The following is a 12749-nucleotide window of genomic DNA, read 5'->3' as shown; positions in this document are numbered from 1 at the left end:
GCGTTGCATGGTAACGGAAATCCGCCACCCTGACGACGCTTTGGAGGGGAATGATGTCACAGCCGCCGAAGGTTTTGCTGCTGTATGCCCATCCGGAATCCCAGGACTCGGTAGCGAACCGGGTTTTGTTACAACCGGCACAGCAGTTGGAACATGTCACCGTGCACGATTTATACGCGCACTATCCGGATTTCTTTATTGATATCCATCACGAACAACAACTGCTCCGCGACCATCAGGTCATCGTTTTCCAACACCCCTTATATACCTATAGCTGCCCGGCGTTGCTGAAAGAATGGCTGGACCGTGTGCTGTCCCGCGGGTTTGCCAGTGGTATCGGCGGTAATGCGCTGGCGGGCAAATACTGGCGTTCGGTGATCACCACTGGGGAACCGGAAGGTGCCTATCGCACTGGCGGTTACAATCGTTATGCGATCGAGGATATTCTGCGCCCTTTTGAGCTGACCGCGGCCATGTGCCATATGCACTGGCTGACGCCGATGATCGTTTACTGGGCGCGCCGTCAGAAACCGGAAGTGCTGAGCAGTCACGCCAGCGCTTATGGCGACTGGCTGCGTAACCCGTTGCCGCACACCGGGAGGCACTGATGGAAGGTTCCTCGCTATTAACCGCCATATTGCTGTTCCTGTTTGCTGCGGTGTTGACGGTGCCGATCGCCCGCCGTCTTGGGATCGGAGCTGTTTTAGGCTATCTGATCGCCGGTATTGCCATTGGCCCGTGGGGATTGGGATTCATCCGGGATGTGGATGAAATTCTGCACTTCTCCGAGTTGGGCGTGGTGTTCCTGATGTTTATCATCGGGCTGGAACTGAACCCGGCCAAACTGTGGGAACTGCGTCGCTCGATCTTTGGTGTCGGTGCCGGGCAGGTATTGGTCACGGCGGCCGTGCTCGGTGCGCTGCTTTACTTCAGCCATTTTGCCTGGCAGGCGGCGGTGATAGGTGGCATTGGTCTAGCCATGTCATCGACAGCCATGGCGCTGCAACTGATGCGTGAAAAAGGCATGAACCGCAACGAAGGGGGGCAGTTAGGCTTCTCGGTGCTGCTGTTTCAGGATATGGCGGTGATCCCGGCGCTGGCGTTGATCCCGATCCTGTCCGGGGGAGCGGGTACCAGCGACGATTGGGCGAAAATCGCCATGAAGGTCGCGGCCTTCGGCGGCATGCTGATCGGGGGGCGCTTCCTGTTACGCCCGTTATTCCGTTATATCGCCTCATCTGGGGTGCGTGAAATATTTACCGCCGCCGCGCTGTTGGTGGTGCTGGGGGCTGCGCTGTTTATGGATGCCCTTGGCCTGTCGATGGCATTGGGGACCTTTATCGCCGGGGTGCTGCTGGCAGAGAGCGAATATCGCCATGAACTGGAAATCGCCATAGAGCCTTTCAAAGGGCTGCTGCTCGGGTTGTTCTTCATCTCGGTAGGCATGGCGCTGAATATGGGGGTGTTGTATACCCATCTGCTGGAAGTACTGCTGGGCGTGGTGATCCTGGTGGCGGTGAAATCGGGTGTGTTGTACTCGCTGGCGCGTATCTTTGGCCTGCGGCGCTCGGTACGTCTGCAATTTTCCGGGGTGCTGAGCCAAGGCGGTGAGTTTGCCTTCGTGCTGTTCTCGGCGGCTTCGACGCAGCATATTTTCGACGACGATCAACTGGCCTTGCTGCTGGTCGTGGTGACGCTCTCAATGATGACCACGCCGCTGCTGATGCAGATTATCGATCGCATTCTGGCCCGCCGCTATAACGCCAAAGATGAGGATGAAGAGGCGCCCTACGTGGCAGATGACGATCCGCAGGTCATTATCGTCGGTTTCGGCCGCTTCGGGCAGGTGATTGGCCGCTTACTGATGGCTAATAAGAAGCGTATCACCGTGCTTGAGCGGGACGTTAGCGCGGTTGGCGTATTGCGCCGATACGGTTACAAGGTTTACTACGGAGATGCCACGGAACTGGAGTTGCTGCGGGCAGCCGGTGCGGCAAAGGCCAAATCTATCGTCATTACCTGTAATGAGCCGGAAGATACCATGGCCATCGTCCATCTGTGCCAGCAGCACTTCCCCAACCTGTCCATTTTGGCGCGGGCGCGGGGGCGTGTGGAGGCGCACGAGTTGTTGCAGGCTGGCGTAAAACAGTTTAGTCGTGAAACCTTCTCCAGCGCCCTGGAGCTAGGGCGCAAGGCGTTAACGGAGTTGGGGATGCACCCGCATCAGGCTTATCGCGCTCAGCAGCATTTTCGCCGTCTGGATATGCGCATGCTGCGCGAATTGATGCCACCGCATCTGGGGGACGTGGCTCAGATTTCCCGCGTGAAAGAAGCCCGGCGCGAGCTGGAAGAACTTTTCCACCGCGAAATGCAAAAAGAAAAACGGCAGTTCGACGGCTGGGATGATGAATACGAATAATTCGGAGCACAATGATGTCTGCAACTCGTAAAAGATTTATCGCCGGGGCGGTTTGCCCAAGCTGTAACGCTATGGATACGCTGGCGGTTTGGCGTGAAGACCAGGTTGAAGTAGTGGAGTGTGTCAAGTGTGGCCACCATCAGCGCCAGACCGAGCAACAGGTGGAAAAACACGTTCGCCCGCAGGAGCAGGTGATCGGTATTTTTCACCCAGAGTAGCGTTATCTGCCGTGATTTTTTATGCTGAAGGGTACAGCGCTGGAGATTTCCGCTACAATCTCCACCGATTTAGTTTCCAACGGTAGGAGATATCATGAAAGTAACAAAAGACTTGGTGGTCAGCCTGGCTTACCAAGTACGTACAGAAGACGGTGTTTTGGTTGATGAGTCTCCGGTGAGTGCACCGTTGGACTATCTGCACGGGCATGGCTCTCTGATCGCAGGTCTGGAAAAAGCACTCGAAGGTCACGAAGCGGGTGATCGTTTCGACGTTCATGTCGCCGCTAACGAAGCTTACGGCAACTACGATGAAAACCTGGTGCAGCGCGTTCCTAAAGACGTCTTTATGGGCGTTGATGAACTGCAGGTAGGCATGCGCTTCCTGGCTGATACCGATCAGGGCCCGGTTCCGGTTGAAATCACCGAAGTTGATGGTGACCACGTAGTGGTTGATGGTAACCACATGCTGGCTGGCCAAGACCTGAACTTCCACGTAGAAGTTGTGGCGCTGCGTGAAGCGACCGAAGAAGAACTGGCCCACGGCCACGTTCACGGTGAGCACGATCATCACCATGAACACGGTGACGGCTGCTGTGGCGGTCATGGCCACGATCACGACCACGATCATGACCACGGCAAGAAAGGCGGCTGTGGTGGCAACGGTGGTTGCGGCTGCCACTAATCCTGGTGCTGTAACTGCAACAAAAGGTCGCTTCGGCGGCCTTTTTTAGTAATGCGGGGGAGGTGTCTCTTCCGACTGCGAGGCGATCATCGAAGGTTGGCTGGCGCGCAGTTTGTCGGTCAGCAGCCGCAGATGTTCTTGTATCTTCAGCATTTCAAGCTGATGCTGTACCACGGTTTGATTGAGTTCCTCAATCGTCACTTCCTGAAAGGCCTGGCGGCTTTCCATCTCTTCCAACCGCTGCAGCAGGCTGTCGTAGTTTTGCTCGTGCATGATGTTACCTCTGGCACTGTTAAATCCGGGATTCTGGCACTATGTTATCAGTAGCGCTCGGCTTTGTGCCTGCCAATTTCGGCAAGCGGTTTATCACTGCTGCAAGGCGGGCAATTCAACTCGCAAGGCCGTCAAATAAAGGTGTTAATTATCAATGCGATAATTATTTTTCTTGAACTTTGCTACCAATATGAGGTCACATCTTGACTCGATTGGTTACCTGTGTGACTGTTTTGTTTTGTTTCAGGCAGCTATAGTAGCCCGGTTAACTTACTTAATGATGGTTTGAGGCACCGCTTCAGACACTGGAGAAATGGATGAAATCTTTGTTTAAAGTCACGCTTCTGGCAACCACTATGGCGCTTGCTCTGAATGCGACCCAAGTTATGGCAGCTGATGCAGCCAAACCTGCTGATGCAGCTACCGTTACCACTACCGGTGAGGTTGCGCCTGCTGCTGAAGCGGCTAAACCTGCAGAAGCACCAAGCACCGGTAAGTTCAAGAATGACGATGAGCAGGTTGCTTACGCACTGGGTGTTCAACTCGGCCGCTACATGGAAAACTCGCTGGATGAACAGGAAAAGCTGGGCATCAAGCTGGACAAAGACGTGATGCTCGGGGCTGTTAAGGACGCGTTTGCCAAGCAGAGCAAGCTGAATGACTCTGACATCGAAAAAACCCTGCAAGGTTTTGAAGTGCGCGTGAAGGCTTCTGCTCAGGCGAAGATGGAGCAGGACGCGAAAGAAAACGAAGCGAAAGGCGTTAAATACGCTGAAACCTTCGCCAAAGAAAAAGGCGCGAAGAAAACCGAATCTGGCCTGCTGTACAAAGTAGAGAAAGAAGGGACCGGTGAAGCACCGAAAGACAGCGATACCGTAGTGGTAAACTACAAAGGTACCCTGACCGACGGCACCGTGTTTGACAACTCCTACGATCGCGGCGAGCCATTGTCATTCCGTCTGGACGGCGTGATCCCTGGCTGGACCGAAGGCCTGAAGCACATCAAGAAAGGCGGCAAGATCAAACTGGTTATCCCACCGGCACTGGCCTACGGTAAAAATGGCGTTCCAGGGATCCCTGCCAACTCCACGTTGGTGTTTGATGTTGAACTGTTGGATGTGAAACCAGCAGCCAAGGCTGACGACAAAACAGAAAAAGCGGCTGATGAAGCTGCTGCAGACGCTAAAGCCAAATAAGTCTGAGATTTTCCCAACCGCCGCGAATGTCCTTCGCGGCGGTTTTCATTTCTGCGTACCAAGAATGCAAAATATCCTGCAACTTTACCCCCTGTTTTTACTGATCGCTTGACGCCTGCCGGGCATCGGGCTTAACGTCAATATCACGCGCAAATGTAAGAACCAGCATCTGACCGTTTTGCTAGACTCTGGGTCTGAACTTATGAATCATGCGCCTGCCCCTTAGGGCGTGTACCTAAAACTGCTCCCGGCAGCGATTGTCTCCTGCACGAGCCGTTTTAGTTGCGTCCCCTGGCACAGGCGATCTATGTAGGTGGTATCTTCGATGTCAAATTCGCTTTTATCCAGCGAAGCCAGCGAACTTGATTTGCTGAATGAGCGTCCGTTTAGTCAGACGGACCATGAAATCCTGAAGTCGTATGAAGCCGTGGTCGATGGGCTGGCGATGCTGATTGGTGGGCACTGCGAAATCGTGCTGCATTCCCTGGAGGATCTGAAATGCTCCGCCGTGCGTATTGCCAATGGTGAACACACCGGGCGTAAAATCGGTTCGCCGATCACCGATCTGGCACTGCGTATGCTGCATGATATGGCGGGCGATGACAGCAGCGTCTCCAAAGCCTATTTCACCCGGGCCAAAAGTGGCGTGTTGATGAAGTCGGTAACGATTGCCATCCGCAATCGCGAACAGCGGGTGATCGGCCTGCTGTGTATCAACATGAATCTCGATGTGCCGTTCTCGCAGATTATCCAGACCTTTATGCCGCCGGAAACGCAGGAGGTGGCTTCCTCGGTCAACTTCGCCTCCTCGGTTGACGATCTGGTGGCGCAGACGTTGGAGTTCACCATCGAAGAGGTGAATGCCGATCGCAACGTGTCCAATAACGCCAAAAATCGCCAGATCGTACTCAACCTGTACGAGAAAGGCATTTTTGATATCAAAGACGCGATCAATCAGGTTGCCGATCGCCTGAATATCTCCAAGCATACCGTCTACCTGTATATCCGCCAGTTCAAGAGTGGCGATTTGCTGGGCAATGAGCGCTGATGCTTAACTACTGCCTATTGGTCACCGGCCCGGCTTATGGTACTCAGCAAGCGAGCAGCGCCTGGCAATTCGCCCAGGCCCTGTTGGCGGCAGGCCACCGCATTACCAGCGTTTTTTTCTATCGTGAAGGGGTGCTGAATGCCAACCAACTGACCTCTCCAGCCAGCGATGAATTCGATCTGGTGCGGGCGTGGGTGGCTCTGGCGCAGCAACATGGCGTGGAGCTTAATGTCTGTGTGGCGGCAGCTTTGCGCCGTGGCGTGACCGATGAGCAAGAAGCCGCACAGTTGGCGTTGGTGGCTGCCAACCTGCAGCCGGGGTTTACCCTCAGCGGTTTGGGCTCATTGGCCGAAGCGGCGCTGAGCAACGATCGCCTGGTACAGTTTTAAGTGAGCAGAATGAAGCGAGTTGCGTTTGTATTTACCCAAGGGCCACATGGCAGTGCGGCTGGCAGGGAAGGGCTGGATGCGGTACTGGCGACGTCGGCACTGAGCGAGGATATCGGCGTATTTTTTGTCGGCGATGGCGTGTTGCAACTGCTGCCGGGCCAACAACCCGAAAAGATCCTGGCCCGCAATTACATCGCCACTTTTGGCGTATTGCCGCTGTATGACGTTGAAAACTGCTATCTCTGCGCAACGGCCATCCAGGAGCGCGGCCTGCAACAGGTCACCGACTGGGTGCTGAAGGCCGAAACTCTGCCGCCAGATACTCTGCGCCAGAAACTGGCCACTTACGATGTGGTCATGACTTTCTAGGATACTTTGATGCTGTATACCCTCAGCCATTCCCCAACCCGTTGCGACCTGCCTGCGTTGTTAAGGCTCACCAGAGAAGGTGATGCTCTGTTGTTGTTGCAAGACGGCGTACTGGCCGGCCTGTCCGGTAGCGCCAGCCTTGATTTATTGCTCAATGCCCCCATATCCCTTTATGCGCTGCAGGACGATCTGGAAGCCAGAGGCCTGTCTGTTCATTTTTCACCCAAAATCACGCTAATCGGTTATACTGACTTCGTTGTGTTAACCGAGAAACACCACAGCCAAATGGCATGGTAATGCGGGTGATGTTGTATATTTCTTGACACCTCTACCAGTCAGCCATAAAATTCTGCGTCCTCGTACTGTGCCAAAAGTGCATACGGGGGATTTATCACATGTTTACGAAGCAAAAAACGAAGCAAAACCCAGGAGCTTTTTTTAATGACTACGATTAATCAGCTGGTTCGCAAACCACGCTCTGTGAAGGCTGCTAAAAGCAACGTTCCAGCGCTGGAAGCCTGCCCGCAGAAACGTGGTGTATGTACTCGCGTATATACCACCACCCCGAAAAAACCAAACTCCGCACTGCGTAAAGTTTGCCGTGTGCGTTTGACTAACGGTTTCGAAGTGAGTTCTTACATCGGTGGCGAAGGCCACAACCTGCAGGAACACTCCGTAATCCTGATCCGTGGCGGTCGTGTTAAAGACTTGCCAGGTGTGCGTTACCACACCGTTCGTGGTGCACTTGACTGCTCCGGCGTTAAAGACCGTAAGCAAGCTCGTTCCAAGTACGGCGTGAAGAAGCCAAAGGCTTAATGGTTCTCCGTTAAGTAAGGCCAAACATTTTAATGTCAAAATAAACTCGTAGAGTTTTGGACAATCCTGAAATTTTCAACGGAGTATTTCCATGCCACGTCGTCGCGTAATAGGCCAACGTAAAATCCTGCCAGATCCTAAGTTCGGATCCGAGCTGTTGGCTAAATTTGTAAACATTCTGATGGTAGATGGTAAGAAATCTACTGCAGAAGCAATCGTCTATACCGCGCTGGAGACCCTGGCTCAGCGTTCTGGTAAAGGTCACCTGGAAGCTTTCGAAGTCGCTCTCGACAACGTGCGCCCGACTGTAGAAGTTAAGTCTCGCCGCGTTGGTGGTTCTACTTACCAGGTACCAGTTGAAGTTCGTCCGGTTCGTCGTAATGCCCTGGCAATGCGTTGGATCGTTGATGCAGCTCGTAAACGTGGTGATAAATCCATGGCTCTGCGCCTGGCGAACGAACTGTCTGATGCAGCAGAGAACAAAGGTTCTGCTGTTAAGAAGCGTGAAGACGTTCACCGTATGGCAGAAGCCAACAAGGCGTTCGCCCACTACCGCTGGTAATCCACGCAGTAGTTATGCTAACCAAGTGGGCGCTTCAAGAAGCCAACCCGCTTGGTTTCACCGAACCGCCTAAGGCAATAGAGGAATCAAATGGCTCGTACAACACCCATTGAGCGCTACCGTAATATCGGTATCAGTGCTCACATCGACGCCGGTAAGACCACAACTACCGAACGTATCCTGTTCTACACCGGTGTAAACCACAAAATCGGTGAAGTTCATGACGGCGCCGCCACCATGGACTGGATGGAACAAGAGCAGGAGCGTGGTATTACCATTACTTCTGCAGCGACAACTGCTTTCTGGTCTGGTATGGCCAAGCAGTTTGAGCCGCACCGTGTAAACATCATCGACACCCCAGGGCACGTTGACTTCACCATCGAAGTAGAACGTTCCATGCGTGTGCTTGATGGCGCGGTAATGGTTTACTGTGCTGTTGGTGGTGTTCAGCCACAGTCTGAGACCGTATGGCGTCAGGCTAACAAATATAAAGTGCCACGCATCGCGTTCGTTAACAAAATGGACCGTATGGGTGCCAACTTCTTGAAAGTTGTTGGTCAGCTTAAATCTCGTCTGGGCGCAAACCCGGTTCCATTGCAGCTGGCAATTGGCGCAGAAGAGAAATTCACCGGTGTTGTTGACCTGGTGAAAATGAAAGCCATCAACTGGAACGAAGCTGATGCAGGCGTGACCTTCGAATACGAAGAGATCCCAGCTGACATGCAAGAACTGGCTGCTGAATGGCACCAGAATCTGGTTGAGTCTGCAGCTGAAGCCTCAGATGAGCTGATGGACAAATACCTGGGCGGCGAAGAGCTGACCGAGGAAGAAATCAAGAAAGCTCTGCGTCAGCGCGTGCTGAACAACGAAGTGATTCTGGTAACCTGTGGTTCTGCCTTTAAAAACAAAGGCGTACAGGCAATGCTGGATGCGGTTATCGAATACCTGCCAGCGCCAAATGACGTTGAAGCTATCAACGGTATTCTGGACGACGGTAAAGATACCCCGGCTGTGCGTCATTCTGACGACTCAGAGCCGTTCTCTGCACTGGCGTTCAAAATCGCTACCGATCCATTCGTGGGTAACCTGACGTTCTTCCGTGTGTACTCTGGCGTTGTTAACTCCGGTGACACAGTTCTGAACTCCGTTAAGGCCGCGCGTGAGCGTCTGGGCCGTATCGTTCAGATGCACGCTAACAAGCGTGAAGAGATTAAAGAAGTTCGTGCAGGCGACATCGCTGCAGCAATCGGTCTGAAAGACGTAACTACCGGTGATACGCTGTGTGATCCTGCTAGCCCGATCATTCTTGAGCGTATGGAGTTCCCTGAGCCGGTAATCTCCGTAGCGGTAGAACCAAAAACCAAAGCTGACCAGGAAAAAATGGGTCTGGCTCTGGGCCGTCTGGCGAAGGAAGACCCATCATTCCGCGTATGGACTGACGAAGAATCAGGTCAGACCATCATCGCAGGTATGGGTGAACTTCACCTGGATATCCTGGTTGACCGTATGCGTCGTGAATTTAACGTTGAAGCGAACGTGGGTAAACCACAGGTTGCTTACCGTGAAGCGATTCGCGCGAAAGTTACTGACATCGAAGGTAAACACGCCAAGCAGTCTGGTGGTCGTGGTCAGTATGGTCATGTTGTTATCGACATGTACCCACTGGAGCCGGGCTCAAATCCGAAAGGTTACGAGTTCATCAATGACATTAAAGGCGGTGTGATCCCAACGGAATACATCCCTGCCATTGATAAAGGCCTCCAGGAGCAACTTAAGTCTGGTCCACTGGCCGGTTATCCGGTAGTTGATCTCGGTGTGCGTCTGCATTTCGGTTCTTTCCACGATGTTGACTCCTCCGAATTGGCGTTTAAACTGGCCGCGTCTATCGCCTTTAAAGATGGCTTTAAGAAAGCAAAACCTGTTTTGCTTGAGCCTATCATGAAGGTTGAAGTTGAAACGCCGGAAGAGAACACTGGTGACGTCATCGGTGACCTTAGCCGTCGTCGTGGTCAACTGAAAGGTCAGGAATCCAACGCTACTGGCGTTCAGATTCACGCTGAAGTTCCGTTGTCCGAGATGTTTGGATACGCAACTCAACTGCGTTCTCTGACCAAAGGCCGTGCTTCTTACTCCATGGAGTTCCTGAAGTACGATGATGCGCCGAACAACGTCGCTCAGGCCGTTATTGAAGCCCGTGGTAAATAAGCTTTCGGGTTTAACACATTGATCAGTGCTCCCTCCATGAGGGGGGAGCAAAAGAGTTAAGGAATATAGCCGTGTCTAAAGAAAAATTTGAACGTTCCAAACCGCACGTTAACGTTGGTACTATCGGCCACGTTGACCACGGTAAAACTACCCTGACCGCTGCAATCACTACCGTTCTGGCTAAAACCTACGGTGGTTCTGCACGTGCTTTCGACCAGATCGATAACGCGCCAGAAGAAAAAGCTCGTGGTATCACCATCAACACTTCTCACGTTGAATATGACACCCCGACTCGTCACTACGCGCACGTTGACTGCCCAGGGCACGCCGACTACGTGAAAAACATGATCACCGGTGCTGCTCAGATGGACGGCGCTATCCTGGTTGTAGCTGCGACTGACGGCCCTATGCCTCAGACTCGTGAGCACATCCTGCTGGGTCGTCAGGTTGGCGTTCCTTACATCATCGTATTCATGAACAAATGCGACATGGTTGATGATGAAGAGCTGCTGGAACTGGTAGAAATGGAAGTTCGTGAACTTCTGTCTGCTTATGACTTCCCTGGTGATGACCTGCCGGTTGTTCGTGGTTCAGCGCTGAAAGCACTGGAAGGCGAAGCTGAGTGGGAAGCTAAAATCATCGAGCTGGCCGGTCACCTGGATTCTTACATCCCAGAACCAGAGCGTGCTATCGACCAGCCGTTCCTGCTGCCAATCGAAGACGTCTTCTCCATCTCCGGTCGTGGTACCGTAGTTACCGGTCGTGTTGAGCGCGGTATCGTTAAAGTTGGCGAAGAAGTTGAAATCGTTGGTATCAAAGACACCGTTAAGTCTACCTGTACCGGCGTTGAAATGTTCCGCAAACTGCTGGACGAAGGCCGTGCTGGTGAGAACGTTGGTGTTCTGCTGCGTGGTATCAAGCGTGAAGACATCGAACGTGGTCAGGTACTGGCTAAACCAGGTTCCATCAAGCCACACACTCAGTTCGATTCAGAAGTGTATATCCTGAGCAAAGAAGAAGGTGGTCGTCATACTCCATTCTTCAAAGGCTACCGTCCACAGTTCTACTTCCGTACAACTGACGTGACCGGTACCATCGAACTGCCAGAAGGCGTAGAGATGGTAATGCCAGGCGATAACGTGAACATGGTTGTTACCCTGATCCACCCAATCGCTATGGACCAAGGCTTGCGTTTCGCAATCCGTGAAGGCGGCCGTACTGTAGGTGCGGGCGTTGTTGCTAAAGTTATCGCTTAATCGCGAATAATTTATAAGCACTAAAAGAGGGCACTTCGGTGCCCTTTTTTTATACAATTTTTTACCAATCTTAATTGAAATAAAAACGATTCTTATTTAGACTTACTGCATTGGTTAAGAAGTGAGTCTCTCTATGTACGTATGTTTGTGTAATGCTGTGTCCGACAAAGCGATCCGCAAAGCGGTGCGTCAGCACAATCCCCATACCATGAAGCAACTGCGTGAGCTGGTGCAGATTGGAACCGACTGCGGTAAATGCATTCGTCAGGCAAGGCAAATTATGGTGGAGGAACGCGCAACCCTGATTCATATGCACGAAGTCGCCTAATAAATAGTAGGGTTATTTTTTTGACTCTTGGCCCGCAGCTTCTACACTTTTAGAACTGCCCAGGAGGATTTACCTATGAAAGGCGATAAAAAGATCATTGCTCACCTCAACAAGCTGCTCGGTAACGAGCTGGTTGCCATCAATCAATACTTCCTGCACGCGCGTATGTTCAAAAATTGGGGCCTGATGCGTCTCAATGAGAAGGAATATCACGAGTCGATCGATGAGATGAAACATGCCGATCGCTACATCGAGCGTATTCTGTTCCTTGAAGGGCTACCGAACCTGCAAGATCTTGGCAAGCTGAATATCGGCGAAGATGTCGAAGAGATGCTGAGGTCCGATTTGGCTCTGGAACTGGATGGTGCCAAGAACCTACGGGAAGGTATCGCCTATGCCGACTCTATCCATGATTACGTCAGCCGCGATCTGATGAAAGAGGTGTTGGCCGATGAGGAAGGGCATATCGACTGGTTGGAGACTGAGCTGAGCCTGATCGAGCGGCTTGGCATCCAAAACTATTGCCAGGCGCAAGTGCTGGAACGTAAAGACTGACATCACGGCCCCCTCACCCTAGCCCTCTCCCACAGGGAGAGGGGACAGCCCGTACCACAACTTAACTACGATATTCATCCTTTACATACCAGCTTTAACCCCATACCAGTCCTCACATTCCCCTGTTACAGACGCCATAACAACCCTCAATATCCCTCTGTTACAGACGATCTCCTGTACTTGCCAATAATGCCGATCGGCTCCCTCTCACTAAAGGAGAGGGTTGGGGTGAGGGGTAAAACGCATTAAATACCGCTCATTCTGAGCATATTTCCATCCGTGGCTTGCAACCTGGCCTGGTTTGCGTATAATGCGCGGGCTTACCTAATCTTGGTAAGCCTGATTTTAGCGAATCAGTCGATTGGCAAGAACGTTTTGCCCTTCGAACAATACTCCCGATATGGGGGTTATATGTTGACGATTACACTCCCCC

The 12749-nt window shown here is 52.5% G+C and carries 16 protein-coding genes; 15 read left to right on the top strand and 1 reads right to left on the bottom strand.

All coding sequences use genetic code 11. The features are described 5' to 3' along the window. The first annotated feature begins 53 nt into the window (after window positions 1-53). From kefG to slyD, 4 genes are all read left to right on the top strand, one after another. Window positions 54-608, top strand: coding sequence for a glutathione-regulated potassium-efflux system ancillary protein KefG (gene kefG / locus KGP26_RS26200; RefSeq protein WP_071681295.1), 555 nt, complete (start codon window positions 54-56; stop codon window positions 606-608). Further along, window positions 608-2419 carry a glutathione-regulated potassium-efflux system protein KefB gene (kefB, locus tag KGP26_RS26195; protein ID WP_021808028.1) on the top strand — a complete coding sequence of 604 codons (1812 nt, stop codon included), beginning with the start codon at window positions 608-610 and terminating at the stop codon, window positions 2417-2419. Before kefG ends, kefB begins: the two co-directional genes overlap by 1 nt. Before the next feature lie 14 nt (window positions 2420-2433). Continuing rightward, the gene (locus tag KGP26_RS26190; RefSeq protein ID WP_037376686.1) at window positions 2434-2637 is read left to right on the top strand and encodes a YheV family putative zinc ribbon protein; all 204 of its coding nucleotides are present in this window, start codon (window positions 2434-2436) and stop codon (window positions 2635-2637) included. 94 nt (window positions 2638-2731) lie between these two features. Beyond that, on the top strand, window positions 2732-3319 hold the full coding sequence (slyD, locus tag KGP26_RS26185) for a peptidylprolyl isomerase (protein WP_021181645.1): 588 nt from the start codon (window positions 2732-2734) through the stop codon (window positions 3317-3319). A 45-nt stretch (window positions 3320-3364) separates the two neighbouring features. On the opposite strand, the gene KGP26_RS26180 is transcribed toward slyD, so the two are convergent. Continuing rightward, on the bottom strand, window positions 3365-3592 hold the full coding sequence (locus KGP26_RS26180) for a SlyX family protein (protein ID WP_021808027.1): 228 nt from the start codon (window positions 3590-3592) through the stop codon (window positions 3365-3367). Window positions 3593-3909: 317 nt separating this feature from the next. On the opposite strand from KGP26_RS26180, the gene fkpA reads away from it, so the two are divergent. The 11 genes from fkpA (at window position 3910) to bfr (ending at window position 12316) form a co-directional block, all read left to right on the top strand. Beyond that, complete coding sequence (fkpA, locus tag KGP26_RS26175; RefSeq protein WP_121608460.1) at window positions 3910-4788, top strand: FKBP-type peptidyl-prolyl cis-trans isomerase; 879 nt, start codon at window positions 3910-3912, stop codon at window positions 4786-4788. 325 nt (window positions 4789-5113) lie between these two features. Beyond that, window positions 5114-5836, top strand: coding sequence for a transcriptional regulator (locus tag KGP26_RS26170; RefSeq protein WP_021181642.1), 723 nt, complete (start codon window positions 5114-5116; stop codon window positions 5834-5836). Then, window positions 5836-6225, top strand: a complete 390-nt coding sequence (tusD, locus tag KGP26_RS26165) for a sulfurtransferase complex subunit TusD (protein WP_094981632.1) — start codon at window positions 5836-5838, stop codon at window positions 6223-6225. Before KGP26_RS26170 ends, tusD begins: the two co-directional genes overlap by 1 nt. A 9-nt stretch (window positions 6226-6234) precedes the next feature. Beyond that, complete coding sequence (gene tusC / locus KGP26_RS26160; protein ID WP_021808024.1) at window positions 6235-6594, top strand: sulfurtransferase complex subunit TusC; 360 nt, start codon at window positions 6235-6237, stop codon at window positions 6592-6594. Window positions 6595-6603: 9 nt separating this feature from the next. Next, window positions 6604-6891, top strand: coding sequence for a sulfurtransferase complex subunit TusB (tusB, locus tag KGP26_RS26155; RefSeq protein ID WP_021181639.1), 288 nt, complete (start codon window positions 6604-6606; stop codon window positions 6889-6891). Between the two features lie 144 nt (window positions 6892-7035). Continuing rightward, entirely contained in the window at window positions 7036-7410 is a 375-nt protein-coding gene (rpsL, locus tag KGP26_RS26150; protein ID WP_021181638.1) for a 30S ribosomal protein S12, read from the top strand. 91 nt (window positions 7411-7501) lie between these two features. Continuing rightward, a complete protein-coding gene (rpsG, locus tag KGP26_RS26145) occupies window positions 7502-7972 on the top strand; it encodes a 30S ribosomal protein S7 (protein ID WP_021181637.1) in 471 nt (156 codons plus the stop codon). Between the two features lie 90 nt (window positions 7973-8062). After that, window positions 8063-10177: an elongation factor G gene (gene fusA / locus KGP26_RS26140; protein WP_021181636.1), complete on the top strand. Its 2115-nt coding sequence runs from the start codon at window positions 8063-8065 to the stop codon at window positions 10175-10177. A gap of 71 nt (window positions 10178-10248) precedes the next feature. Continuing rightward, window positions 10249-11433, top strand: coding sequence for an elongation factor Tu (tuf, locus tag KGP26_RS26135; RefSeq protein WP_046808053.1), 1185 nt, complete (start codon window positions 10249-10251; stop codon window positions 11431-11433). 133 nt (window positions 11434-11566) lie between these two features. After that, window positions 11567-11761 (top strand): bacterioferritin-associated ferredoxin, encoded by a 195-nt coding sequence (gene bfd, locus KGP26_RS26130; RefSeq protein ID WP_223664758.1) that lies wholly within the window; start codon window positions 11567-11569, stop codon window positions 11759-11761. A gap of 75 nt (window positions 11762-11836) precedes the next feature. Then, window positions 11837-12316 carry a bacterioferritin gene (gene bfr / locus KGP26_RS26125; RefSeq protein ID WP_021182231.1) on the top strand — a complete coding sequence of 160 codons (480 nt, stop codon included), beginning with the start codon at window positions 11837-11839 and terminating at the stop codon, window positions 12314-12316. Window positions 12317-12749: the final 433 nt, after the last annotated feature.

Source organism: Serratia sp. JSRIV002, from assembly GCF_019968725.1.
GTDB classification, from domain to species: Bacteria; Pseudomonadota; Gammaproteobacteria; order Enterobacterales; family Enterobacteriaceae; genus Chania; species Chania fonticola_B.
Note: the sequence above shows the minus strand (reverse complement) of the source record. Positions and strands in the feature narration are given on the sequence as shown.

Bases quoted from the DNA above. Each gene is read 5' to 3' on its own strand.
- bfr (WP_021182231.1), top strand. From the start codon at position 11,837: ATGAAAGGCGATAAAAAGATCATTGCTCACCTCAACAAGCTGCTCGGT.
- kefB (WP_021808028.1), top strand. From the start codon at position 608: ATGGAAGGTTCCTCGCTATTAACCGCCATATTGCTGTTCCTGTTTGCT.
- rpsG (WP_021181637.1), top strand. From the start codon at position 7,502: ATGCCACGTCGTCGCGTAATAGGCCAACGTAAAATCCTGCCAGATCCT.
- KGP26_RS26190 (WP_037376686.1), top strand. From the start codon at position 2,434: ATGTCTGCAACTCGTAAAAGATTTATCGCCGGGGCGGTTTGCCCAAGC.
- fusA (WP_021181636.1), top strand. From the start codon at position 8,063: ATGGCTCGTACAACACCCATTGAGCGCTACCGTAATATCGGTATCAGT.
- rpsL (WP_021181638.1), top strand. From the start codon at position 7,036: ATGACTACGATTAATCAGCTGGTTCGCAAACCACGCTCTGTGAAGGCT.
- bfd (WP_223664758.1), top strand. From the start codon at position 11,567: ATGTACGTATGTTTGTGTAATGCTGTGTCCGACAAAGCGATCCGCAAA.
- tusC (WP_021808024.1), top strand. From the start codon at position 6,235: ATGAAGCGAGTTGCGTTTGTATTTACCCAAGGGCCACATGGCAGTGCG.
- fkpA (WP_121608460.1), top strand. From the start codon at position 3,910: ATGAAATCTTTGTTTAAAGTCACGCTTCTGGCAACCACTATGGCGCTT.
- tusB (WP_021181639.1), top strand. From the start codon at position 6,604: ATGCTGTATACCCTCAGCCATTCCCCAACCCGTTGCGACCTGCCTGCG.
- KGP26_RS26170 (WP_021181642.1), top strand. From the start codon at position 5,114: ATGTCAAATTCGCTTTTATCCAGCGAAGCCAGCGAACTTGATTTGCTG.
- slyD (WP_021181645.1), top strand. From the start codon at position 2,732: ATGAAAGTAACAAAAGACTTGGTGGTCAGCCTGGCTTACCAAGTACGT.
- KGP26_RS26180 (WP_021808027.1), bottom strand. From the start codon at position 3,592: ATGCACGAGCAAAACTACGACAGCCTGCTGCAGCGGTTGGAAGAGATG.
- kefG (WP_071681295.1), top strand. From the start codon at position 54: ATGTCACAGCCGCCGAAGGTTTTGCTGCTGTATGCCCATCCGGAATCC.
- tusD (WP_094981632.1), top strand. From the start codon at position 5,836: ATGCTTAACTACTGCCTATTGGTCACCGGCCCGGCTTATGGTACTCAG.